The 23,962-nt window shown below is 35.9% G+C and carries 22 protein-coding genes; 3 read left to right on the forward strand and 19 right to left on the reverse strand.

The window, feature by feature from the left end; genetic code table 11:
* Positions 1–105: 105 nt before the first annotated feature.
* Positions 106–525: a flavodoxin domain-containing protein gene (locus tag IR213_RS13955; protein ID WP_194312916.1), complete on the reverse strand. Its 420-nt coding sequence runs from the start codon at positions 523–525 to the stop codon at positions 106–108.
* A 460-nt stretch (positions 526–985) separates the two neighbouring features.
* Here IR213_RS13955 and IR213_RS13960 point away from each other — a divergent pair, with 460 nt between their 5' ends.
* Complete coding sequence (locus tag IR213_RS13960; protein ID WP_194312917.1) at positions 986–2,740, forward strand: ABC transporter ATP-binding protein; 1,755 nt, start codon at positions 986–988, stop codon at positions 2,738–2,740.
* Between the two features lie 193 nt (positions 2,741–2,933).
* Here IR213_RS13960 and cynS read toward each other — a convergent pair whose 3' ends face one another.
* Together cynS and clpB are read right to left on the reverse strand one after the other, a co-directional pair.
* The gene (gene cynS, locus IR213_RS13965; protein ID WP_194312918.1) at positions 2,934–3,377 is read right to left on the reverse strand and encodes a cyanase; all 444 of its coding nucleotides are present in this window, start codon (positions 3,375–3,377) and stop codon (positions 2,934–2,936) included.
* 482 nt (positions 3,378–3,859) lie between these two features.
* On the reverse strand, positions 3,860–6,466 hold the full coding sequence (gene clpB, locus IR213_RS13970) for an ATP-dependent chaperone ClpB (RefSeq protein WP_194312919.1): 2,607 nt from the start codon (positions 6,464–6,466) through the stop codon (positions 3,860–3,862).
* Between the two features lie 170 nt (positions 6,467–6,636).
* On the opposite strand from clpB, the gene ytxJ reads away from it, so the two are divergent.
* Positions 6,637–7,026 carry a bacillithiol system redox-active protein YtxJ gene (ytxJ, locus tag IR213_RS13975; protein WP_194312920.1) on the forward strand — a complete coding sequence of 130 codons (390 nt, stop codon included), beginning with the start codon at positions 6,637–6,639 and terminating at the stop codon, positions 7,024–7,026.
* A 121-nt stretch (positions 7,027–7,147) separates the two neighbouring features.
* On the opposite strand, the gene IR213_RS13980 is transcribed toward ytxJ, so the two are convergent.
* Genes IR213_RS13980 through IR213_RS14010 form a run of 7 tightly spaced genes read right to left on the reverse strand, consistent with a single transcriptional unit; the run spans position 7,148 to position 12,835 of the window.
* Positions 7,148–8,410 (reverse strand): MSMEG_0569 family flavin-dependent oxidoreductase, encoded by a 1,263-nt coding sequence (locus IR213_RS13980; protein WP_194312921.1) that lies wholly within the window; start codon positions 8,408–8,410, stop codon positions 7,148–7,150.
* 6 nt (positions 8,411–8,416) lie between these two features.
* The gene (locus tag IR213_RS13985) at positions 8,417–8,695 is read right to left on the reverse strand and encodes an MSMEG_0570 family nitrogen starvation response protein (protein WP_194312922.1); all 279 of its coding nucleotides are present in this window, start codon (positions 8,693–8,695) and stop codon (positions 8,417–8,419) included.
* Between the two features lie 4 nt (positions 8,696–8,699).
* Positions 8,700–9,662, reverse strand: a complete 963-nt coding sequence (locus IR213_RS13990) for a sll0787 family AIR synthase-like protein (protein WP_194312923.1) — start codon at positions 9,660–9,662, stop codon at positions 8,700–8,702.
* Between the two features lie 2 nt (positions 9,663–9,664).
* Positions 9,665–10,267 (reverse strand): MSMEG_0567/Sll0786 family nitrogen starvation N-acetyltransferase, encoded by a 603-nt coding sequence (locus tag IR213_RS13995; RefSeq protein WP_194312924.1) that lies wholly within the window; start codon positions 10,265–10,267, stop codon positions 9,665–9,667.
* On the reverse strand, positions 10,264–11,382 hold the full coding sequence (locus tag IR213_RS14000; RefSeq protein WP_194312925.1) for an MSMEG_0568 family radical SAM protein: 1,119 nt from the start codon (positions 11,380–11,382) through the stop codon (positions 10,264–10,266). The genes IR213_RS13995 and IR213_RS14000 overlap by 4 nt, the downstream gene beginning before the upstream one ends.
* Positions 11,336–12,340 (reverse strand): Nit6803 family nitrilase, encoded by a 1,005-nt coding sequence (locus IR213_RS14005; protein ID WP_228479198.1) that lies wholly within the window; start codon positions 12,338–12,340, stop codon positions 11,336–11,338. The genes IR213_RS14000 and IR213_RS14005 overlap by 47 nt, the downstream gene beginning before the upstream one ends.
* A 12-nt stretch (positions 12,341–12,352) precedes the next feature.
* Complete coding sequence (locus tag IR213_RS14010) at positions 12,353–12,835, reverse strand: MSMEG_0572/Sll0783 family nitrogen starvation response protein (protein WP_194312926.1); 483 nt, start codon at positions 12,833–12,835, stop codon at positions 12,353–12,355.
* A gap of 353 nt (positions 12,836–13,188) precedes the next feature.
* On the opposite strand from IR213_RS14010, the gene IR213_RS14015 reads away from it, so the two are divergent.
* Complete coding sequence (locus IR213_RS14015; protein WP_194312927.1) at positions 13,189–14,097, forward strand: helix-turn-helix domain-containing protein; 909 nt, start codon at positions 13,189–13,191, stop codon at positions 14,095–14,097.
* A gap of 89 nt (positions 14,098–14,186) precedes the next feature.
* Here the strand turns inward: IR213_RS14015 and argH are convergent, their stop codons facing one another.
* From argH to IR213_RS14060, 9 genes are all read right to left on the reverse strand, one after another.
* Entirely contained in the window at positions 14,187–15,473 is a 1,287-nt protein-coding gene (gene argH, locus IR213_RS14020; RefSeq protein WP_194312928.1) for an argininosuccinate lyase, read from the reverse strand.
* 53 nt (positions 15,474–15,526) lie between these two features.
* Positions 15,527–16,597, reverse strand: a complete 1,071-nt coding sequence (locus IR213_RS14025) for a M20 family metallo-hydrolase (protein ID WP_194312929.1) — start codon at positions 16,595–16,597, stop codon at positions 15,527–15,529.
* Entirely contained in the window at positions 16,594–17,379 is a 786-nt protein-coding gene (gene argB / locus IR213_RS14030; protein WP_194312930.1) for an acetylglutamate kinase, read from the reverse strand. Before argB ends, IR213_RS14025 begins: the two co-directional genes overlap by 4 nt.
* On the reverse strand, positions 17,369–18,319 hold the full coding sequence (locus IR213_RS14035; RefSeq protein WP_194312931.1) for an N-acetylornithine carbamoyltransferase: 951 nt from the start codon (positions 18,317–18,319) through the stop codon (positions 17,369–17,371). The genes argB and IR213_RS14035 overlap by 11 nt, the downstream gene beginning before the upstream one ends.
* Before the next feature lie 80 nt (positions 18,320–18,399).
* A complete protein-coding gene (gene proB, locus IR213_RS14040; protein ID WP_194312932.1) occupies positions 18,400–19,161 on the reverse strand; it encodes a glutamate 5-kinase in 762 nt (253 codons plus the stop codon).
* 134 nt (positions 19,162–19,295) lie between these two features.
* Positions 19,296–20,492: a glutamate-5-semialdehyde dehydrogenase gene (locus IR213_RS14045; RefSeq protein WP_194312933.1), complete on the reverse strand. Its 1,197-nt coding sequence runs from the start codon at positions 20,490–20,492 to the stop codon at positions 19,296–19,298.
* Between the two features lie 2 nt (positions 20,493–20,494).
* Positions 20,495–21,634 (reverse strand): aspartate aminotransferase family protein, encoded by a 1,140-nt coding sequence (locus tag IR213_RS14050; protein WP_194312934.1) that lies wholly within the window; start codon positions 21,632–21,634, stop codon positions 20,495–20,497.
* Positions 21,635–21,715: 81 nt separating this feature from the next.
* The gene (gene argC, locus IR213_RS14055) at positions 21,716–22,693 is read right to left on the reverse strand and encodes an N-acetyl-gamma-glutamyl-phosphate reductase (protein ID WP_194312935.1); all 978 of its coding nucleotides are present in this window, start codon (positions 22,691–22,693) and stop codon (positions 21,716–21,718) included.
* The gene (locus IR213_RS14060) at positions 22,686–23,879 is read right to left on the reverse strand and encodes an argininosuccinate synthase (RefSeq protein WP_194312936.1); all 1,194 of its coding nucleotides are present in this window, start codon (positions 23,877–23,879) and stop codon (positions 22,686–22,688) included. Before IR213_RS14060 ends, argC begins: the two co-directional genes overlap by 8 nt.
* Positions 23,880–23,962 lie beyond the last annotated feature (83 nt).

Below are 23,962 nucleotides of genomic sequence, written 5' to 3' on the forward strand. Positions count from 1 at the left end.
TATTTTAAGAATGAACAATCCGTTTTTCAACAAAGAATTTTAATTGTAGTTTAAATCACATATATTTACGCTCTGATTAACAAAATTGAGTCCGTTTGAGGGTTTTTAGACGAACTGGCGTTTAAAGTAATCGTACTCGGTGTATTTTAAAGCTCCTGCAATTTGAGTAGTCATTAAAGGTTTCCATCCTGTTTGTTCCAGAAATTCGTTTGTAATTTTTTGAACTTCAAGATGTTCCTCTTCCATTTCCGATGCTGCGGCAAGTGAGACAGAAAAAAAGGCTCCTGGCATTAGATTTAAGTCTTCAACATGCTTTTTTATGTAATGATTTATGGCAGTGTGGTATTTATGCATATGTATTGAAGAACCAATCAAAATAGCATCAAATTCTTTCGGTGAAGGAGGATTGGCTGTGGAGTCGGCAATTGTTACTTGATATCCAGCATTCTGGAAAAAAACTTCCATAAAATGGGCAATCTTGCGGGTTTGCCCTTCGGTTGTACCGTAAAGAATAAGTAGTTTCATGATTTTTGTTTTTAAATTAAAATAGAATTAATATTAAGACACATGTTTTTCAAATTTATGATATTCAAATAGATAAGTCTTATCTATGTTAAATTTAAAAATTTATTTCCAAATTTTAGCTACTTTTTTTAAGAACTATACCAACTTCAAAATCATAGTTTGCATAGGAAATGGAGTTTTAATATTTCATTATGTTTATAACAAATGAGCTATTTATTTTTCATTTGTTTTTTAGATTTTCTGTAATTTTTTTTATTTAACTATCTTGACTATGTGTCTAAAAATGACAAAAAATCTCTTTAGGTACTATGGCAGAAAGCATTTTTTAAGTTGTAGTTTCAGGCAATTGTAAGCTACTTAATAATAAACGTTTATATCTTTATAATAATATTATACCATCAATTTAAATTATTTGAATTCAATAATTGTAGTTTTGCATTTCAATTTTTTAAAATAAACTATGAAAATTTTATATACTTATATCAAAGAACACAAGCCTTTACTATTTTTGGCCTTGTTTTTGGCGGCAATTAATCAATGTTTTTCCTTAGGCGACTCTATTATTATCGGTAAATTACTGAATCAATGTGGTGTTGGAGTAGCAGGCTTTAATCATGATTTACCAAATTTTACCAAAGCGGTTTTAGGCTGGTTAGCTTTATCATTAGGAGCCTCGATGATGTCAAGAATAGCCAAAAATTTCCAAGATTATTTTACCAATATTATAATTCAACGTACAGGGGCAAAAATGTATACTGATGGGATAAAAAAAGCATTAGAGCTGCCTTTTCAGGATTTTGAAGATCAACGCAGTGGTGAAACTTTAGGAAAGCTCCAGAAAGTAAAAATAGATTGTGAAAAATTTATCACTTTGTCTGTTTCATTGGTTTTTCAATCACTTATCGGAATCACATTCGTAGTGGTTTATGCCATCAGTATCGATTGGTTATTGGGGCCTATTTTTTTGGCGACGGTTCCTGTTATAGCATTTATCAGTTCTTTTTTGGGCAAAAAAATAAAAAAAGTTTCCAAAGAAATACTGGGTGAAACTACCACTTTGGCAGGTGCAACCACTGAATCATTGCGCAATATTGAATTAGTGAAAAGTTTGGGTTTAACGGAGCAAGAAGTAAACCGTTTAAACAACACGACTATAAAAATATTGGGACTGGAATTAAAGAAAGTACGCTTTATTCGTTCGTTGAGTTTTATTCAGGGGACAACCGTTCATTTTATGAGAACGGCTTTGGTTTTTGCATTGTATATGTTTATTTTTAAAGGAATAATCAAACCGGGAGATTTGATTACTTTAATGTTTTTCTCTTTCTTTTTGTTTAATCCCCTACAGGAATTAGGCAATGTTATTGCGACTTACAACGAAACGAAAGCCTCGATGGATAATTTTGGTGATTTGATGAACGCCAAAAGTGAAGAGAAACCATTGTATCCCAAAACAATTGGGTTTATTAATAATTTGAGATTTTCAAATATATCTTTTAAGCACCAAACGGCTACCAGTTATGCGGTAAAAGATGTCTCTTTTGAAGCCAAAGCGGGAGAAACTATTGCTTTTGTTGGACCATCAGGAAGTGGTAAGACAACTTTAGTCAAAATGTTAGTCGGTTTATACACTCCTGAAGAGGGAGCTATTTTTTACAATGAAATAAACGTCAAAGAAATTGATTTAACAGAGTTGCGACAACAATTGGGTTTTGTGACTCAAGATGCTCAACTTTTCTCCGGAACGATAAAAGACAATTTACTGTTTGTGAAACCTAATGCCACAGATGATGAAATAAATGATGTCCTGCAAAAATCAGCCTGCCAAAATTTATTGGAACGTGCCGAAAAAGGATTGGAAACCACTATCGGTGAAGGCGGGATTAAAGTATCCGGTGGCGAGAAACAGAGGTTGTCGATTGCAAGAGCGCTATTAAGAAAGCCAAGGTTACTGTTGTTTGATGAAGCTACCTCTGCACTTGACTCGATTACCGAAGAAGAAATTACGCAAACCATTCGTAGCATATCTTCAAAACAGGATCAAATTACCGTATTGATAGCCCACCGCTTATCAACCATTATGCATGCAGACAGAATATATGTTTTAGAGCAAGGATCTATTATAGAACAGGGAAAACATGAAGATCTGTTGAATGAAAAAGGGCTTTATTATGCTATGTGGAGACAACAAATCGGAGAAAGAAAAATAGTGTAAGTAGAGAAACCTTTATTTTCTTGTTTGCGATGATTTTAATGGTGAGATTGCATTGTCTGATAGGTTTATTTGTGGTAGCCCTTAAAGTGTGTAAGTAAAAAAAAAGTGTTAGAGTTTGAAATTACCCTAACACTTTTTTTACTTACACATTTTTTAGGACAATGTTTGTTTTAAATTTGGATGAGTGTCTTAATTACCATTTTTTATATGGAAGAAATTTGCCATCCAAAGTTATCTTTACACGATCCCCATTCGGGTTTTCTTCTTTTTCGATCTGCATGTTAAAATCTATGGCACTCATAATGCCATCTCCTAGTTTTTCGTGAATCACCTGCTTAATTGTATCTCCATAAATTAATACAATTTCATAAAGCCTGTAAATTAGCGGATCTGTAGGAGGCATAATCGCTTCCGTCCCTTTGGAAGGAAATTGCTGAAAAGCTTTTTCTATATCAATTCCCAGCCCCAATAATTCGCACACTTTTTTGGATTCAATGGCGTCGCATGTGTTTTGCCCTAAAATAGCCGATGTGGTCCAAACGATACTCCTGCCAATTTCATCCGCAATTTGTTGAAAACTTATTCCTTTTTCTTGTTTAGCCTCAAGCATTAATGCTGTGCAAATTTCTCTTTTCATTTATTAATTTTTAAATGTTAATAGTACAAATTTATCCAAATTTAGGTCAGATAAAAATAAATTGCACCTAAATTAGTAAATAAAAATCAGCTTTCGTTTTCAAATTAGTTAAGAATATCCCAAATTAGAAATTACATTTTAAAAAATATTTTTCTTGGGTTTTAATCAATTTTTTTCTTTCAAATCTCATAGCCCCGATGGTAGCAAGTATCCTTTTTGGGCTGGGGTTCAGCCCAAGAGATACTGCGTACAGCGGGAGGGAAGTTGACAGAAAATAAATCGTTCTGCTCCTAATAACACTAGCACCAATCTTTCGACTGGTGCTAGTGTTATTTTTTTTGTATCATTTCGGACAAAAGGAAACCCCAGAGCCTGCTTAAGTAGTCGAAGCAAATCACATTTGTTGCTCATGTTATGTGATTGCTACGTACCTCGCAATGAACACAGTTCATCCTATGTTGCAAACATAGGATGACTAAAGATTACGAAACCAACTCACTTTGATTCCTGAACACCAATTTTCCGTTGAAGGCATCCAGCAAAATAATGCTGTCTGCAGCAACCTTTCCCGCCAGGATTTCTCTCGACAATTGGTTCAAAACATCCCTTTGTATCACTCGTTTTACGGGTCTGGCACCAAATTGCGGATCATATCCTTTCTCGGATAAATAAGCGATGGCTTCCGGAGTAGCGTCCATCGTGATACCCTGTTGTGACAGCATTTTTGTCACAGATTTTAGTTGCAATCCCACGATTTGCGAAATATTGGCATTGGTAAGTGGCGTAAACATTACAATTTCGTCAATACGATTGATAAATTCTGGGCGAACGGTTTGTTTCAATAAACCCAAAACTTCTACTTTTGCGGCTTCGGTTGTGGCTTCGATACTTCCTTTTAGATTATCAAATTTATCCTGAATAATCTGGCTTCCCATGTTAGAAGTCATGATGATAATCGTATTTTTAAAATCGGCCAGACGTCCTTTATTGTCTGTCAATCTTCCTTCGTCCAATACTTGCAATAGAATATTAAAGGTGTCGGGATGCGCTTTTTCGATCTCATCCAATAAAATTACAGAATAGGGTTTTCTACGTACGGCTTCGGTCAATTGTCCGCCTTCGTCATAACCCACATATCCCGGAGGCGCACCAACTAGACGGCTGACACTGTGGCGTTCTTGGTATTCGCTCATGTCGATTCTAGTCATGGCGTTTTCATCATCGAATAAATATTCGGCTAAGGCTTTGGCCAATTCCGTTTTTCCGACACCTGTTGTTCCAAGGAAAAGGAAAGTTCCCACGGGTTTTTTCATGTCCTGTAATCCAGCGCGGCTTCTACGAACGGCATCGCTCACGGCTTCGATTGCTTCTTCCTGACCTACGACACGTTTGTGCAATTCGTCTTCGAGTTTCAAGAGTTTTTCTCTTTCGCCTTGCAGCATTTTTGTAACTGGAATTCCGGTCCATTTTGCTACGACTTCGGCAATATCTTCACGGGTAACTTCTTCTTTTATCAATGAAGTTCCTCCACTTTGATCTTCGACCAATTGTTTTTGAAATGCATCTAATCGTTCTTGGGCTTCTTTGATTTTTCCGTAACGAATTTCGGCTACTTTCCCATAATCGCCTTCACGTTCAGCACGTTCGGCTTCATATTTGTAATCCTCGATTTCGGTTTTTACGTTTTGAATAGTATCGACAACATCTTTTTCTGATTTCCATTTGGAATATATTTTATTACGATCGTCTTTTAGATTGGCCAAATCCATTCCTAAAATTTTAAGTTTGCTCTCGTCTTTCTCCCGTTTAATGGCTGCAATTTCTATTTCGAGTTGCATGACTTTTCGATCTAAAACATCGAGTTCTTCGGGTTTTGAGTTGATTTCCATACGGATTTTCGACGCAGCTTCATCCATTAAATCTATGGCTTTGTCAGGCAAAAACCGGTTGGTAATATAGCGTTGCGACAATTCGACGGCCGCAATAATAGCTTCGTCTTTAATTTGAACTTTATGATGGGTTTCGTATTTTTCCTTGATTCCACGAAGGATTGAAATCGCACTTTCGGTATCAGGTTCCTCAATCATTATTTTTTGGAAACGACGTTCAAGAGCTTTGTCTTTCTCGAAATATTTTTGGTATTCGTCTAATGTTGTTGCTCCAATGGCACGCAACTCGCCACGAGCCAAAGCTGGTTTTAAAATATTGGCCGCATCCATTGCGCCTTCGCCACCACCTGCGCCCACGAGTGTGTGGATTTCGTCGATGAATAAAACTATATCTCCTTCGGCGGCCGTAACTTCTTTCACGACAGATTTTAGACGTTCTTCAAATTCTCCTTTGAATTTTGCTCCAGCAATCAAAGCGCCCATATCAAGTGAGAAGACGATTTTGTCCTTCAGGTTTTCCGGAACGTCACCATCTACAATTCGATGTGCCAATCCTTCAGCGATGGCGGTTTTTCCCACTCCGGGTTCTCCCACAAGCATCGGGTTATTTTTAGTACGACGTGTTAAAATCTGCAAAACCCGACGAATTTCTTCATCACGACCAATCACAGGATCGAGTTTTCCCTCTCTAGCCAGTTCGTTGAGGTTTCGTGCATATTTGTTCAAAGAATTATAGGTTTCCTCAGCTGAGGCAGAGGTCACTCTTTCTCCTTTTCGCAATTCGTCGATGGCTGCTTTCAATCCTTTTTCGGTTACGCCTTGGTCTTTTAATATTTGGGACACTTTACTTTTGGAAGTGAAAATAGCCAAGATTAAATGCTCGATGGAAACGAATTCGTCATTCATTTTTTTGGCAATAATTTCGGCTTCGTTTAGTGTTGTATTTGCCGTTCTGGAAAGCATAATTTCGCCACCGGAAACTTTCGGAAAGCTCTGAATGGTACTGTCTATTATTTGTTGGAACAATGGAACATTTACGTTCAGTTTTTTCAAGATAAAAGGAGCCACATTTTCATCGACTTCGAAAATTGCCTTTAAAATATGTTCGTTTTCTATTTGTTGTTGTCCAAAACTCTGTGCCAATTGCTGTGAAAGCTGAATGGCTTCCTGCGATTTGATAGTAAATTTATTGATGTTCATTTTACTTTTGATTTAAAGTTTAATGTGCAAATTATTGATGCTTGTGCCAACTGTTTAGATGTTGTACCTTTGTTAAATAATCGTCAAATGTTATTCCAATACTAAAGTTACGACAAAATGACTGGATATAAAGTGTTTACTAACGACAAATTGACTTAAAGAAAGACGAAATGAGTGTATTTTCAAATATTTTCGGAGGTTCTGAAAAACAAGATAATTCTAACAGCAAAATCAACTGGATTCCATTAAATCATTTGGAACAGTTGGATGAAATTGTTGCTGTTTCTAGTGAAAAACCAGTAGTGATTTTTAAGCACAGCACACGTTGTATCATAAGCAGTATGGCTTTGAAACAGTTTGAAAAGGAATATGATTTAGAAGATAAAGTTGATGCTTATTTCCTTGATTTATTGGGGTATAGAGCCATTTCGAATGATATTGCAAGCCGTTTTGGGGTGTATCATCAATCGCCACAATTACTTTTGATTAAAGATGGAAAAGCGATCTATGATGTTTCGCACGAATCTATCGATGCTGGAGAACTGAAAGCGAAGTTGTAATTTTTTTGCCACAGATTTAAACGGATTTCAAAATTTTAAAAGCCATGAATTCACGAATTATATTACTTTAATTCGTGAATTCATGGCTTGATTTATTAAAATTTTCTTGTAGATTTTTCATCTATTTTCTATTCAAACAAGTTTCAACTTCTTCATAGCAGCTAGCAATATGTTCGACTATATATTTGGCATCTTGTGCAACATGGGAAAATCTTCCTGACCCCCAGGTATGCAACCAAGGTAGCCCTAAAAAGTATAAGCCAGGCTCTTCGGTAATTCCACGTTCATATGTAGGAAAGCCTCTTTGGTCAAATACTGCAGGAAAATCAATCCAGTTATAATTCACTTTATAGCCTGTACTCCAAATAACTGATGTAATGGAGTCTTTTAAACAATCTAAATCCGTTTTGTTTTCTTCAGTTGGTTTCCAAAAAGCTTCATATCGATGACCTTCAGGAGCATCAATATTGTTTTTATTTATATAGTTGTCAATATTGTCTAGAATTCTATTATAGGTTTTGTCAGCCTCATCAAGATTATATTCTAAATCATCTTGAAAAATTATTGTTGTGTCTTTAACTTGACTGATTTGACCACGAAGAATAACGCCCTCGGTAGCTAACTTTCGCAAATCAATATCGCGCCCACGATCTCTTCCGGTCAAATAGTGATTGGTTTTATGTCTTGCTTCTTCCGGGTCAGGATGCGATTCAATGGGTTGGTCATAATATCCCATTTCTTCTAACCATTCTACAGCATCTTTCCCTCGATATATCCTAGGAGCTCTTGGAGCAGTACCAACACTAAGAATAACTTTTTTTCCAGCAAGGTGTAAATCCTCAGCTATTTGTGCGCCCGACTGACCCGATCCAACCACTAAGGCTATTCCATCTGGAATTTGTTCAGGATTTTTATAGTCATCTGAGTGTATCTGTATAATATGTTCAGGGAAATCCTTTGATATCGGTAGCATATTCGGAATATGATACGCTCCTGTTGCTATAATAACTTTATCGGCAGTGTAGTTTCCTATTGACGTCTCGATACTAAAAATAGATTCGTTTTTGTTTTTGTATACGTTATATACTTCTGTATTTCCTTTTATTGGAGGGTTAAAGGATTGTGCATAACGCTTCACATAATCAACAATTTCATCTTTTAACATGAATCCCTTAGGATCATCCCCGTCATAATCAAAACCAGGTAATCTACATTGCCAGTTGGGTGTTACTAAACAGAAAGAATCCCAACGGTGATTTTTCCATGTATCTCCAATTTCGCCTCGGTCAAAAATTAGATGGTTTATATTATCTTCTTTTAAACAATAACTTGCGGAAAGACCTGCTTGACCTCCTCCAACAATAATAACTTGGTAGTGATTCATCTTCTTTTATTTTATTGATATTATTTTTACGTTTTTTGAAACATCATAATCTTCACATTTCAATTTTATTCTATAGGATTCAGCCTCTGCTGAGGTGCAAGCGTAGCCAAATTTTTTCCTCACTCTTTCACTGGCTTCATTTAAACTATTGTTGCATCGCTCTAAAAAAGTATCTATTGTAAGACTTTCTCCAGCTTTAAAATAATCTTCAATTACACTTGATGGCGAATAAACGTGATCCTTTTGATTATCTGGCCATTCGATGTGGACGTATGTTATAGGCATGGTTTTAAAATTTAAGTTTATGTTCTTTATAATTTAGAAATAAATCGGGTTGTTTGCTTATGCTCCCTATGTGATCGCAGTTAATACCATTTTCGGCAAATAAGGATTTGATGTTTTGGATATTTTTTGTAGGGCAGCTAAACAAATAACCGTAGCTAGGAAAACTGGATAACCATTTTTTCCAAGTTGTACTTTCGGGTTTTGTAATCGCTTCAATATTAATTTCGGCTCCCACTTTGGAAGTATTTAAGAGCATTAATAAAGTTCCAATAATCCCTCCCATACTAACATCTTTGGCCACTTTACTCCATTTATTATTTGCTATTTTATAAGGTAATTGTGCTAATTTTTGTAAATTTTGGCTACTGTTGGTAGTACTAGCGTTCCAAAAAGGGTATTCCTTATAATAATTTCCGTTTAAATCAATAGCCAATAATATTGCGTCGCCAGGTTGAGCATCAAAACTGGTTAGTATATTGCTTGTTGCTTTTCCTAAAATAGAAACGCTAAGCGCATTGATAGCAGAATGATAACAGCTATGTCCACCAACAATAGGCACACCATAGGCTTGTGATGCAGCTATCATGCCGTCCCAAATAGCTTCGTTATCTTCGGCTTTAAACGAGTATATCGTATCTGTTACGGCAATAGGCAAGCCACCCATAGCGCAAATATCACTAATGTTGACCATCACAGCAGAATAACCCGCAAACCAAGGATCCGATTTTAAAAAATGGCTAACAATACCTTCTGCAGCTAATAATAGGTGGCTCCCATCTTTTTGAGGTATGGCAGCAGCATCATCACCAAGTAAAATCGTAGCCGCATCATCCGGAAAATAAACACTACTTTTTGTCGCGTTACCAATATTTTTATAAGTTTGCTCTATAGTTCTCTTGTCTATGATGTCCACATGATTTCTTAAGCTTTCAATACTTGCGACTATATCATTTATTGCTACTGTCATTATTAAGCTACTTTAGAATTAGATACTGCCGAATTAGAATAAATAGGAACTGCTGGATATGCCTCTAAATTGGCATTCATTAGGTAATGTTTTACACCGTGTAAATAAATTTCCTCTTCTATAACCCAATGCAAGCGTTGAAAAAGTTTTACATTTTGCTCCTGAACATAGGCCGAAAATTTATCGCAACCCATATAATTAGCTAATGATACCGCTCTGTATATTAATCCTGCGGCAACTGACATTTGGTACAATGCAGAAACATTTTTTTCTTTAAATAAATTGGGGCATATAAATTTTGAAAAAGAACGATATTCTTTTATTACTGCTAATCGACCACCAAACCATTCTCTTTTGTTTTCTTCATAAATTCGTACAACACCTACCACGTTATCAGGTGTTCCTAAATAATGATTTACGGCAATTATAGGTATAGCATTTACATCTTTGTCGTCATAATCTGAAACTTGAAAAAGACCTTGCTCCTCACAAAAAATTAATTTTCGAGTTTCATAGTATGCTGCTAATTGTGCATTATCACTAGGAATATTTATATCTATAAAATCTAATCCAGTGTATTTTTTGTCTTTTTCAAAATAAATCATGATGCATATTTTTTTTCAAATGAAGATAGTGTAGAACAAGCCCCACACTTGGCGCAACCCGATTCTAACGTGTCAGAAGTCATTCCAGCATTGACTAATTCACGGGCTAAAGGATCTAATATTTCATGCATAAAGTCCTTATTTGGTGAAGCATGATTTTGCAAAGGAGTGTTTCCTACCGGAACAAAAGGAACAACAAAAGGATATACTCCAATAGCAATTAATTTTATGGACATTTCTAAAATTTCCTTTTGGGTATCACCTAATCCTGCAAGTATATAGGTGCTTACGTTTCCTTTTCCAAACACCTTTACTGCAGCTTCAAAAGCTTTAAAGTAATAAGCGATGGATACTTCTGCTTTCCCAGGCATGATTTTATTTCGTACCCGATTAGAAACGGCTTCTAAATGCATTCCAATTGAACTAGCACCAGCATTTTTAAGTTTGCTAAACCACTCAAAATCATCTGGTGGTTCACATTGTACTTGTATTGGAATGCTTACTGCTTCTGCAACTGCGGAAACACTTTCGTACAATATTTTGGCACCTCGATCTGAACTTGCCGGTGTGCCAGTTGTCATTATGAATTGAGAAATTCCGTCTAACTCTACTGCTCTTTTAGCTACTTCGGCCAAATGATGCGGTTTTTTATAGGCTATTGTAGTGTCGTATTTTAAAGATTCCCCGATGGCACAAAATTGGCATGAAGTTTCTTTTTCCTTATATCGAATACAATTTTGAAGAACAGTTGTTGCTAATACATCTTTACTATGTAAACGTGCAATTTTCCAAAAGGGAATACCATCAGAGGTTTGTTCTTTGTAAAATTTAGGTTCTCCAACAAAACGAATTGTTGTAATAATTTTTCCGTCTTTCTTGAGTGAAGCCAGTCCCATTTTTGTTGGGACTGTTGCTTCAAAAGAAGATTTTTTTGCTGCAGAACTAAATACAGGAATCATTAAGGTGGTATTAAAAATAGTAATAGCTTTATGATCTGTAGGTCCTGCACCTCCTTTACGGATGGTTAAATCATCTGTGTTTTCTATACGGATACCTTCTGTTTGAATTTCATTCAGTAAAGTATAATTGGTCTCTAATGTTAGTGTGCTGTTCATGATCTTTTTCGTTTAATAATGATTTTGATTCATGCATTAAGTTTTTCGGATTTTTATCGATTTTGAGCGATAATAATTCTGGTCTTGAATAATGTCCTACAGAATCCATCATTCGTTTTCTTTTTGTAATAAGACTCATGTCCATATCTGCATAAACAATTCCTTCTCCATCCGTCAAAACATCTGATATAATAACGCCTTCTGGCGAAATAATAGCAGTAAAACATCCTTTTTCCAGCACTTTTTGCATAGATGGATCTCCTGTTATTTCTTGAACTTGTTCCGGATACAAATATCCTGTAGAATTAATTACAAAACATCCTGATTCTAAAGCATGATGTCTCATGGTTACTTCCATTTGGTCAGCAAAAATTTGCCCAACCATTGATCCTGGAAATTGGCTGCAGTGAATTTCTTCATGATCATTCATTAGTGCGAACCTAGCCAGTGGGTTGTAATGTTCCCAACAAGCTAGTGCACCAATTTTACCAATTGATGTATGTACTGCTTTCAATCCGCTGCCGTCTCCCTGCCCCCAAATCATTCGTTCATGATAGGTAGGTGTTATTTTTCTACGCTTTAAAACAAGTTCTCCTGTTGTATCAAATACAAGTTGCGTATTGTACAAGCTTCCACCATCACGTTCGTTAACACCTAAAACGACTACTATGTTATGCTTTTTTGCTAAACTTCCTATAAAATCAGTCTCTTCGCTAGGAACAACTACCGCTTCATCATATAATTTTAGATGATCATTTTTTATACTTACCGCTGGTTTTATAAAAGAGAAATAAGGATAATTTGGCACTAAAGTTTCTGGAAAAACGATTATATCAGCATCATTAGCACTAGCTTTTACAATAGCGTCTGCTACCTTAGCTAAGGTACCCGATTTGCTTTCTATTACGGGAGCAATTTGAACTGCCGCGGCTCTTACAATAGATTTTTTATACATCATAATTGTTTTTTTTTACATAGTCCAAGTGTGAACTATAAAAGCATTTTCATTGCGATGAACTAATTGGATATCCAAAACATCCAATGGATTTATTGGTATAATACCTGGAAGTAATGAGGGTTCACCTAGACCGTATAATGCTTGTAAAGCAAAACGACATGAATAAACTTTACCACCTTCTTCCATAAATTTGCTAAGGCGTACTCCATAATTTAAATGCCCTGGAAATGCTTCGCTTCCTAGTGTTGGAAATCCTCTTTGGACTCCTAAAGTCACTCCGGGACCATATAATAAAATGGAAGTCTCGAAACCTTTTCTTTGTAACCTTGTTGCGGTTAAAATGTTTACTAGTCCTATTGAACCTTCAAAGGCTACAGTATGAAATGTTACTAAAGCTTTTTCTCCAGGTTTTGCTTGTACATCTTCAAATACTTTGTCTTCATAATCCACAAAAAAGTCTCCGTCTTTGTGCATTGCTGTCTCTACTTTTGGCATAATTTTAATGTTTTAGATTTATTTTACAAATGTAGACTAGCTAAGTATTTTGCACGTAGCACAAAAACAACAAAGAATAGTACTTATTAAACTTTATTCAGTCATTTTGATTTTTTGATAAGAATTATTCTTCAATAAGTCAAAAACGTAGATTATTATTCAATAAAAATTCTTTTTCACTAGGATTATCACTATATTTGAAAATAAGTATTTAAGGTAGTTTTTGAATTTTTTACGCTGTTTTGACAGTATTCTCAAAAACTAACTAAGTATTTTGTTTAATTTTTATTTATGTGTATTGCTAATTATCAATACAATTAATTTTGGATTTAATTATTTAAAACGGTTATGTTATGTGTACTGATTCTAAAAGTAAATTGCCTGTATATGATATTTCAAATTTTGATGACTATAATGAAAGTTTAAAATTTGAGAGTAATTTTTATATAAGAAAATTTTGTGAGCATGTAAATGAAAACTCATTTACTGAAAAACCACATGGACATAATTTTTATTTAATATTATTAATTACAAAAGGAAGCGGAGTTCATGTAATAGACTTTTTAGAGTATGATGTTTTCCCTGGAGCCATGTTTATAATTTCTCCTGGTCAAATTCATCACTGGAATTTATCTAATGACATTGATGGATACATCCTTTTTTTTACAAAAGATTTTTTTTTACTTGACTTTAATGCCGAAAAACTAGCCCGTTTCCCCTTTTTTAATTCTACTTTTAGTTTACCATTTATGGATTTAAGTGAAGAAATTCAAAAAGATATAACATCAAAATATTTACTTATTTTTAAGGAATACAAGCAGAGATCTTCGGGGTATCCAGAAATGATTCGCATCTATCTAAATGCCATGTTCATAGAATTATCAAGAGTGTATGTCGATAATTTAGAAAAAGATCACATTTATAATTACGATTTATCACAGTTAAATCGTTTTGAAGCCTTAGTAGATAAATACTTTAGGATGCACAGACCTATCACTTGTTATTCTAAGAAAATGAATATAACAGACAGACAACTGAGTTATTTATGTAAAAAAACAGTCAATAAGAAACCTTCTGAAATTCTCACTGATAGAATTATTTTAGAAGCAAAAAGACTTATTATACATTCAGATTTGTCTATTTCTTCAATTGCTACCAATTTGAATTTTAATGATGATTCTTATTTTATTCGAATTTTCAAAAAAATAACGTTGCAAACACCGGAACAATTTAGAAATAGTCAGTTCAAAAATGTAATGTAATGTATGATTGATTTTACTCCTATAAAAAAGCCCGTCTAAAAAATGTTTTCTGGACGGCTTTTTAGCTTTTAAATTTTAGTGGAATTAAATTATAAAGAATAAGCAGAATTCATTTTTTCTTTAATCTCCTCCAAGCAAAGATTGTTGATGCTTCCTTCATGCGTGTGTTTGGTTTCTTTTGGCGATTTGTAGGTTCCGTTTTCCAGTTGTTCCGCTACGGCTTTATAGGCATCCCTAAACGGCATTCCCGCAACCACCATTTCGTTTAAGGTGTCAACGGTAAACAGATAATTGTATTTTGGATCGTCCAAGATGTGTTCTTTTACCTTGATGTCCTTGATGGAGAAAATCGCAATATCCAAACAGGCTTTAAGGTTTTGAATAGCAGGAAACAATCCTTCTTTCAATAATTGTAAATCTCTGTGGTAACCGCTTGGCAAGTTGTTGGTGATTAGCGTGATTTCATAAGGCAAGGCCTGAATCTTGTTGCATTTTCCACGGATTAATTCAAAAACATCCGGGTTTTTCTTGTGAGGCATAATGCTGGAACCTGTTGTGAGATGAGCAGGTAAACTGATAAAATCAAAATTCTGGCTCATATACAAACAGACATCCATAGAAAATTTTGACAAAGTGGCAGCAACGCTACTCATGGTGAACGCGACTGTTTTTTCTGATTTTCCACGGCTCATTTGTGCCGCAACCGAATTGTATTTTAAGGTTTCAAAACCTAATTCTATTGTGGTAAACGTTCTGTCTATAGGAAAAGAACTTCCGTAACCGGCGGCGGAACCTAAAGGATTTTGATCCACAATTTTCAAGGCGGCATTTAGCATTGTAATATCGTCAATCAAGGTTTCGGCATAAGCGGAAAACCACATTCCAAAAGAAGACGGCATCGCAATTTGCAAATGCGTGTAACCCGGCAACAGAACGTTTTGGTGTTTTTCGGCAGATTCCATTAGCAAGTCAAAAAGCGTTTTAACTTGAGATTTGAATTCGGTTACAACATCTTTTAGGTACAAATTAACATCGACTAAAACTTGGTCGTTACGAGAACGAGCGGTGTGGATTTTCTTTCCGGCATCACCTAATTTTACGGTCAATAGATATTCAATTTTGGAATGCACATCTTCAAAACTATCTTCGATTTCGAATTCGCCTTTTTCGACATCTATAATTATGTCTTCTAAAGCGAGAACCAAAGAATCAGTTTCTTCTTCTGTTAAAAGTCCTATTTGTCCCAACATTTTAGCGTGAGCAATAGAGCCTAAAGCATCGTATTTAGCCAAAATTAAGTCTAATTCACGGTCGTTTCCGACGGTGAAATGTTCAATTTGTTTATCTGTTGGTATTCCTTTTTCCCAAAGTTTCATAGGTTGTATATTTTATCTAAAGTTTCCAGCCTTCAAAAGGCTGGAGACTTTAATTATTGTTTAAAAAAATCTGTCAATATTTTGATATATAAATCGATTCCTTCTTCTATTTCGTTGATGAAAATAAATTCGTTTGCCGAGTGCGAACGCAAGCTTTCTCCAGGTCCCATTTTTAAAGATTTGCAACTCAAAACTGATTGATCCGAAAGGGTAGGTGATCCGTAGGTTGTTCTTCCTAAAGCGATTCCGGCTTGGACTAATCCGTGCGCAACTGGAATTGAAGACGCATTTAAGTGCATCGATCTTGGCGTAACTTCGGCAGTTACATTTGCTTTTACAGTATCTAAAATTTCTTGATTACTGTAACAATCGTTCACCCGAATATCTATAACCAAATGGCATTCGGCGGGAACGACATTGTGCTGTTTTCCTGCTGAAATTTGGGTTACGGTCATTTTTACGGGACCTAAAACATCGGAGGTTTTTTCGAATTCGAAGGTTTTAAACCATTCAATTACGGGAATTGCATTGTAAATTGGGTTGTTTGGATTTTTGTGTGCGGCATGGCTGGCAGTGCCTTTTACAACTACGTCCAACACCAATAGCCCTTTTTCGGCTACGGCCAATTGCATCAACGTGGGCTCGCCAATAATGGCACAATCTAATTCTGGCAAATGTTTTAGCACGCTATTTAAACCTTGTTTTCCACTGCTTTCTTCCTCGGCTGAAGCCACCATTACAATATTATAAGGTAATTTTTCATTGTCATAAAAATAAGCGAAAGTGGCGATAAGCGAAACCAAACAACCACCGGCATCATTGCTTCCGAGCCCAAATAATTTGCCGTCTTCCACAATCGCTTCAAACGGATTGTTCGTGTAACCTTGGTTTGGTTTTACGGTATCGTGGTGCGAATTGAGTAAAAGTGTTGGTTTGGCTTTGTCAAAATTTTTGTTGAAAGCCCAAATATTATTATTTTCCCTCTCGAAAGGAATGCCATTTTGAGTAAACCAATTTTCGATTAAAAGTGCCGTTTGATCTTCCTCGCTTGAAAACGAAGGCGTTTCAATTAGCGATTTTAATAGCGCAATGGCTTCTTGGGTAAGGGTTTTTATGTTTTTCATAAAGTAATTGTGGTATGTAATGCTGTTTTGTCTTTCAACATTCTATGGTGTCCAATTTTTATTTTTTTCACCCCTTTAGACAAACTATTGAAACAGTTGTCCAATTTAGGGATCATTCCGGAATGAATCGCTTTTTCGGCTTTTAATTTGGAATATAATTCTTGGTTTATGTTTTCGATTACTGACGAATCATCTTCGGCATCGTATAAAACGCCTTGTTTTTCGAAACAATAATTTAAGGTAACTTCAAAAACTTCTGATGCTGCAATCGCCAATTCACTGGCAATTGTATCAGCATTGGTGTTTAATAATTGTCCCTTTTTATCGTGCGTTATGGCGCAAAAAACAGGAACAATTCCATTCGAAATTAAAGTTTCCAATAATGGGGTATTCACTTTTTGAACGTCGCCCACAAAGCCATAATCAATGGTTGGATGGTTTCTTTTTGTCGATTGAATCAGATTTCCATCAGCACCCGAAAATCCCATTGCATTGGTATTATTCGCTTGTAGTTGGGCAACAATATTTTTATTGATTTCACCCGCATAAATCATCACGACAATATCAAGCATCGGTTGGTCTGTAATTCGTCGTCCGTCAATCATTTGGGGAGTTAAACCAATACTTTGAGCCATTTTTGTAGCTGATTTTCCACCACCGTGTACAAGGATTTTATAACCTTCAATGTTCGAAAAATCAGAAAGAAACTGTGCTAATTCCGTTGGATTATCGATAATGTTGCCGCCAATTTTTATGATGGATAATGGTTTCTTATTTTGCATCTTTCAATATTTTTTGCAATACTAATTGCGCCGAATACGTTCTATTATTGGCTTGTTCGATAACAATTGAATTTTCGCTGTCAATCACTTCGTCAGTCACAATCATATTTCTACGAACCGGCAAACAGTGCATGAATTTGGCATTGTTCGTCAATTTCATTTTATCGGCAGAAACTGTCCAATTTGGATCTGAATTCGTGATTTTTCCGTAATCCGTGTAATTACTCCAGTTTTTGGCATAGATAAAATCGGCATTTTCAAACGCCTTATCTTGATCGTATTCAATCTTGGAATCTTTCGTGATTTCAGGATTTAGCTCGTAACCTTCAGGATGCGTAATCACAAAATCCATATTTTCCTGTTTCTGCATCATTTCCACGAAAGAATTAGGAACAGCTTGTGGCAACGCCCTTGGATGTGGTGCCCAAGTCAAAACTACTTTCGGTTTGTGTTCCGTTTTGTGTTCTTCCATAGTAATCGCGTCAGCAAGTGATTGCAATGGATGACCGGTGCAACCTTCCATATTCACAATCGGAACGCTAGCGTATTTTATAAAACCAGCCAAAACAGTTTCGGCATTGTCTTTTTCTTTGTCTTTTAGACCGGCGAAAGCTCTAATGGCAATGATATCACAATATTGTGAAATAACTGCCGCTGCCTCCTTAATATGTTCCGAAGCACCAGAATTCATAATCGCACCGTCTTCGAATTCTAGTGTCCAACCTTCGTTGGTAAAATTCATGACCATCACGTTCATTCCTAGATTCAAAGCTGCTTTTTGTGTACTCAAACGGGTTCTTAAACTTGGATTAAAAAACAACATTCCCAAGGTTTTGTTCTTTCCCAGTTTTTTATTTTTAAGCGGATTTTTTTTGATTTTAAGCGCTTGTTTCACCCATTCTTGCAGTGAATCTATGTTTTGTACGGAGGTAAAGTTCATTGTAATTAGGAATTAGGAATTATGAATTATAAATTGTGAATTGTCCAAAAATCTAACAATCTAAAAATCCATTATTCGAATTAAATTATTTTTGTAAAAGGTATTTCGTTTTTTAAGGCTTTCAAAATAAAGTTATCTTCCAAGCCGTTGATGATCCAAGTTTCGATATTCGCTGCTTTGGCGATAGCCGCCGAATCAATTTTAGATTGCATTCCGCCTGTTCCATGAGACGATTTCGAATCTCCAATTTCTTTTTGTAGAAGCTCTAAATCCGTTACTAATTCGATAGTTTCGGGAAATTCATCTTTGATGGAAGCCTTAGTGTAAATTCCGTTGGTATTCGTGGCAATAATCAGAATGTCAACATTCAATAAAACGGCTGTTAAAGCCGCTAATTTATCGTTATCACCAAACTGAATTTCGTCTGTGGCAACAGTATCATTTTCATTTATAATTGGAATATAACTGTTTTTTACCAAAACATTTATCGTGTTTACGATATTGGCTTTGGTTTGTTTTTTTTCGAAATCAGAATACGAAAGCAAACATTGAGAGGTGTGCAAGCCTAAATCGCTAAAATTTTCGTTATAAATCCGCATCAAATGAGGCTGACCAATAGAAGCCAAAGCTTGTTTTACAAATACATCTTTATCATGATTATCTAGTTTTACAAACTGTTTTGCCGCGGCAATTGCGCCGGAACTCACGATGATAAACTCATAATCGTCTTTTAAAGCGGCAATTTGCATCCCAATATCCTCAATCTTTCCTCTCGAAATATGATTGGTTTCTTTGGTGAGCGTGTTGCTTCCGAGCTTTAATAAAATTCTTTTTTTTGCCATAATTTAACCACAAAGTGCACTAAGTTTTTTTATAATTGAAACGTTTAAAAAAACACAAAGTTCACAAAGCATTGTGTTACTTTTTAAACATTTATTCTTTCCTCTTTATTCTGAAATCTGCCAACTGCAATCTGCTACCTAATTTGTCCTTCACCGTAAATATACCATTTATTGGTCACTAAATGCTGCAATCCTATTGGGCCGCGTTGGTGCAATTTGTCCGTGCTTATCGCCAATTCCCCTCCCAAACCAAATTGTCCGCCATCGGTAAATCTCGTAGAAGCATTTTGATAAACTGCCGCACAATCTACTTGTTCCATAAATTCTTGGGCAATTACGTCGTTTTCGGTAATAATTGAAGCTGAATGTCCTCCGCAATAGTTGTTGATTTTTGCAATCGCTTCTTCGTCTGAGTTTACGATTCCGATGACAATTTTATAATTTAAAAACTCCTCGTGCCAAATCAAATCCGATTCGATTTGAGGAATATTCGTTGCTTTCGAAAATAGTTCGTCTCCCAAAACTTCAACCTTATATTTGTGTAATTCGGCAACCAATTGAGTTGCAAATTCTTGCCAATTTTCTAAATTAGAATCGATTAGAACTTTATCCAAAGCATTGCAAACACCAATATTGGTGGTTTTTCCGTTGATGATAATATCCAAGGCTTTTTGTAAATCAGCTTCTTTGTTTACATATACGAAATTGTTTCCTCGACCGCTGACAATCACTGGGCAAGTCGCGTGTTTCTTTGTAAAAGCTATTAATTGTTCGCCACCACGAGGAACTATTAAGTCCACTTTTTGTGTTGGTTTCTCCAAAAACGCTTGGGTTTCCTCCCGATTATAATTCAAATATTCCACCCAATCTTTAGAAACAGCATTTTCTTCCAAGGCTTGATGCCACAATTCTACAATTTTCAAATTCGACAATAAGGATTCTTTTCCACCTTTCAGCAAAATCTTATTTCCCGATTTGAAAGCGATTCCGCCCGCTTCAACAGTTACATCAGGTCTGGATTCGTAAATAATCATTATCGTTCCAAAAGCTGCCGTTTTGTTGATGATTTTCAGACCGTTTTCGTGGGTGAAATGGAATCGTTCCACACCAACCGGATCTTCTTGGCTAGCCAATTGTTGCATCGATAAAATCATTCCGTCAATTTTGAAATCATCAACGAGCAAACGTTTTTCCATAGCTAAATCTTCCCCAGAATAATTGTTTAAATCCTGTTGATTCACCGTTTTAATGTTGGCTCTTTCTTGTTCCAAAAGCTCCGCCATTCGACTTAAAACGGCATTTCGTTTTTCTATGGATAATAATGTGTTCATTTTTATGATTTTAATTCGGCTAAAGTTTCTTTCAAAGCGATAATAAATTGATCAATTGCTTCTTTTTTGATCGTCAAAGGAGGCAAGATTCTCAATAAATTTTTATTATTGGCATTTCCAGTAAAAATATGTTTTTCGATAATCAGTTTTTTGCGTAATTCAAAAACATCAAAAGCAAATTCAGCACCCAACATTAATCCTTTTCCTTTTACTTTAATAACTTCAGGAACCGCTTTGATAGCTTCTAAGAAATAGGCGTAAATGTCATTTACGTTATCCATTAATTTCTGGTTGCCCATCACTTCTAGAACGGCAATTCCTGCGGCACAAGCGAGATGGCTTCCGCCAAAAGTGGTTCCAAGCAAACCGTAACTCGCCGTGAATTTTGGAGAAATCAAGATTCCACCAATCGGGAAACCGTTGCCCATTCCTTTGGCAAGCGAGATAATATCCGCTTTTATATTGTGATGTTGATGCGCAAAAAACTTCCCGCTTCTTCCATAACCAGATTGTACTTCGTCCAAGATCAAAACCACATTATTGGCCTCGCATATTTTTTCTAAAGCCTGAAAAAACTCGGTCGTGCCTTCGTCCAACCCGCCAACGCCTTGAATTCCTTCGATAATTATGGCACAAACATCTCCCTTTTTTAATTCGGCTTCGACTAAATCGATGTTATTCAAAGGCAAGAAAGTAACAACTTGTTGTGCATTGATTGGTGCCACAATTTTTTTGTTGTCGGTTGTGGCCACTGCTGCCGAAGTTCGACCGTGAAAGGAATTATTAAAGGCAATTACACGTGATTTCCCCGTATGAAAAGAGGCTAATTTCAAAGCATTCTCATTGGCTTCAGCCCCAGAACTGCACAAAAACAGGGTGTATTCTTCGTAACCTGAAAGTTTGCCCAGTTTCTCGGCCAATTCCACTTGCAATGGGTTTTGAATCGCATTGGAATAAAATCCAAGATTATCCAATTGATTTTTCAATTTGGCAACATAATCCGGTTGGGTATGTCCGATAGAAATTACGCCGTGACCACCATATAAATCAAGGTATTCCACTCCGTTTTTGTCTGTAATCGTGTAATCAAGCGCTTTTACAGGCGTGATATTGTATAATGGGTAAACGTCAAATAAGTTCATTTTTTAAATGTTAAATGTTATGTGTCAGGGGTTAAGAGTCGGTCGTTAATTTACGTCTAACTTTTAACACTTAACTCTATACTAAAATCCACTTGGTTTCAAATGCAATCCCATGCTTTCGTCCAAACCAAACATCAAATTCATATTCTGAATGGCTTGTCCCGAAGCCCCTTTTGTTAAATTATCAATGACAGAAGTTATCAATAATCGGTTTCCTTTTTTCATTAAACTGATGATACATTTGTTCGTTTGCACCACTTGTTTCATATTGATATCAGTCGTAGTAACAGTTACGAATGGTTGATCTTTATAAAAATCCTGATATTTGGCAAGTACATCTTCCAAACTTTCGTCGATTGTTGTGTAAAGAGTGGCAAAAATTCCTCTGGCAAAATCACCTCTATTTGGTACAAAAATCAATTCATTTGTATAAGCGGTTTGCAATTGGTTAACGCTTTGGTTTATTTCGCCCAAATGCTGGTGATTGAACGCTTTGTAGTGTGACATATTATTCGATCTCCAACTGAAATGTGTCGTTTCCGAAGGGGTAACTCCAGCTCCCGTACTTCCTGTTGTGGCATTGATATGCACATCGGCTGTTAGTAAATTATGCTTCGCCAGTGGCAATAATGCGAGTTGGATTGCAGTCGCAAAACATCCCGGATTGGCGATGAATTGAGCGTTTTTAATTTCTGATTTATTCAATTCCGGCAAACCGTAAACGAATGATTTTCCGTTGAAGTCTTTGTCTTTGTTCAATCTGAAATCATTTCCTAAATCGATGATTTTTGTAATATCGGAAAAATGATTATTTTCTAAAAATGAAATTGATTTTCCGTGCCCTAAACACAAGAAAACTACATCTACATTCGGATTCACGGTGTCGGTAAAATTCATTTCGATATCGCCGAGCAAATCGTGATGTGCATACGAAAGGGGTTTTCCCGCATTGGTCGTGCTGTACACAAAATCCAATTTTGCATTTGGGTGAAACATCAATATTCTGATGAGTTCGCCAGCCGTGTAACCTGAACCGCCAATTATTCCAATATTAATCATAACTCAAATCATTTACCGATGAAAATATGTTCTGGGCATTACCCAAAATTTTGATAAACCCTTTGGCATCATCCGATGTCCAAGCATTGTTCATTTCTCCGTATTGTCCAAAACCGGTATTCATTAAATCATTTTCCGATTCGATTCCGTCTAAAGAAAAATGATATGGTTTCAAGGAAACAGTTACCGTTCCGTTTACCGTTTCTTGAGTTGATTCTAGGAAAGTTTCGATGTTTCTCATCACGGGATCCAAAAATTGGCCTTCATGAAACAACATTCCGTACCAGTTTCCTAGTTGTTCTTTCCAGTATTGTTGCCACTTTCCAAGCGTGTGTTTCTCTAATAAATGGTGGGCTTTGATGATAATAATTGGAGCAGCAGCTTCAAAACCAACTCTTCCTTTAATTCCAATAATAGTATCTCCAACATGTATATCTCTGCCAATAGCGTAGGCACTGGCCAGTTTTTCAAGAGTAACAATATTATCAGATGGTTTATCTTTTTTACCATTTACGGCTACTAATTGTCCTTTTTTGAATTCTAAAGTCACTTTTTCTTCACCTTCTTTTATCAATTGAGAAGGATAAGCTTCGCTGGGCAATGGAAGATTTGAAGTTAGTGTTTCTTTTCCACCAACACTTGTTCCCCATAATCCTTTGTTGATAGAATATTGTGCTTTTTCCCAAGAATAATGCACCCCATTTTTGGCTAAATAATCCACTTCTTCTTGACGAGATAATTTCAGGTCACGAATAGGAGTAATGATTTCTATTTCTGGAGCGATGGTTTGGAAAATTAAATCAAAACGAATTTGGTCATTTCCTGCACCGGTACTTCCGTGAGCGATTGCAGTTGCACCTACTTTTTTGGCGTATTTTATAGCTTCAATGGCTTGAAAAACTCGCTCAGCACTTACCGATAATGGGTAAGTATTATTTTTTAATACATTACCATAAATCAAATATTTGATTGCTTTGTCGTAATATTTATCTACAATAGTTAGGTTAGCGTGTTGCGCGCTTCCAAGCTCGTAAGCTCTTTCTTCGATTGCTGTCAATTCGGCTTCGTCAAATCCACCAGTATTTATTAATACGGTATGAACTTCGTATCCTTTTTCGTTTTTCAAATATTTTAGACAATACGAGGTGTCTAATCCTCCGCTGTATGCTAATACTACTTTTTTCATTGTGTTTTTTTTTTTTTTCTCACCCCAACCACGCTTTGGCGTGGAGTCTTTACTGGCAAAGGTGAATTTTGTTTGTTGTTGTA

Source organism: Flavobacterium soyangense (genome assembly GCF_015277675.1).
Taxonomy (GTDB): Bacteria; Bacteroidota; Bacteroidia; order Flavobacteriales; family Flavobacteriaceae; genus Flavobacterium; species Flavobacterium soyangense.

Coding starts and splice junctions, on each gene's coding strand:
- IR213_RS14015 (WP_194312927.1), top strand. CDS start 13,189: ATGTGTACTGATTCTAAAAGTAAATTGCCTGTATATGATATTTCAAAT.
- ytxJ (WP_194312920.1), top strand. CDS start 6,637: ATGAGTGTATTTTCAAATATTTTCGGAGGTTCTGAAAAACAAGATAAT.
- IR213_RS13990 (WP_194312923.1), bottom strand. CDS start 9,662: ATGACAGTAGCAATAAATGATATAGTCGCAAGTATTGAAAGCTTAAGA.
- clpB (WP_194312919.1), bottom strand. CDS start 6,466: ATGAACATCAATAAATTTACTATCAAATCGCAGGAAGCCATTCAGCTT.
- IR213_RS13995 (WP_194312924.1), bottom strand. CDS start 10,267: ATGATTTATTTTGAAAAAGACAAAAAATACACTGGATTAGATTTTATA.
- IR213_RS14025 (WP_194312929.1), bottom strand. CDS start 16,597: ATGAAAAACATAAAAACCCTTACCCAAGAAGCCATTGCGCTATTAAAA.
- IR213_RS14005 (WP_228479198.1), bottom strand. CDS start 12,340: ATGATGTATAAAAAATCTATTGTAAGAGCCGCGGCAGTTCAAATTGCT.
- IR213_RS13985 (WP_194312922.1), bottom strand. CDS start 8,695: ATGCCTATAACATACGTCCACATCGAATGGCCAGATAATCAAAAGGAT.
- IR213_RS14035 (WP_194312931.1), bottom strand. CDS start 18,319: ATGAACTTTACCTCCGTACAAAACATAGATTCACTGCAAGAATGGGTG.
- IR213_RS14000 (WP_194312925.1), bottom strand. CDS start 11,382: ATGAACAGCACACTAACATTAGAGACCAATTATACTTTACTGAATGAA.
- proB (WP_194312932.1), bottom strand. CDS start 19,161: ATGGCAAAAAAAAGAATTTTATTAAAGCTCGGAAGCAACACGCTCACC.
- argB (WP_194312930.1), bottom strand. CDS start 17,379: ATGCAAAATAAGAAACCATTATCCATCATAAAAATTGGCGGCAACATT.
- IR213_RS13960 (WP_194312917.1), top strand. CDS start 986: ATGAAAATTTTATATACTTATATCAAAGAACACAAGCCTTTACTATTT.
- IR213_RS14050 (WP_194312934.1), bottom strand. CDS start 21,634: ATGAACTTATTTGACGTTTACCCATTATACAATATCACGCCTGTAAAA.
- IR213_RS14045 (WP_194312933.1), bottom strand. CDS start 20,492: ATGAACACATTATTATCCATAGAAAAACGAAATGCCGTTTTAAGTCGA.
- cynS (WP_194312918.1), bottom strand. CDS start 3,377: ATGAAAAGAGAAATTTGCACAGCATTAATGCTTGAGGCTAAACAAGAA.
- IR213_RS13980 (WP_194312921.1), bottom strand. CDS start 8,410: ATGAATCACTACCAAGTTATTATTGTTGGAGGAGGTCAAGCAGGTCTT.
- IR213_RS13955 (WP_194312916.1), bottom strand. CDS start 525: ATGAAACTACTTATTCTTTACGGTACAACCGAAGGGCAAACCCGCAAG.
- IR213_RS14060 (WP_194312936.1), bottom strand. CDS start 23,879: ATGAAAAAAGTAGTATTAGCATACAGCGGAGGATTAGACACCTCGTAT.
- argH (WP_194312928.1), bottom strand. CDS start 15,473: ATGAAACTTTGGGAAAAAGGAATACCAACAGATAAACAAATTGAACAT.
- argC (WP_194312935.1), bottom strand. CDS start 22,693: ATGATTAATATTGGAATAATTGGCGGTTCAGGTTACACGGCTGGCGAA.
- IR213_RS14010 (WP_194312926.1), bottom strand. CDS start 12,835: ATGCCAAAAGTAGAGACAGCAATGCACAAAGACGGAGACTTTTTTGTG.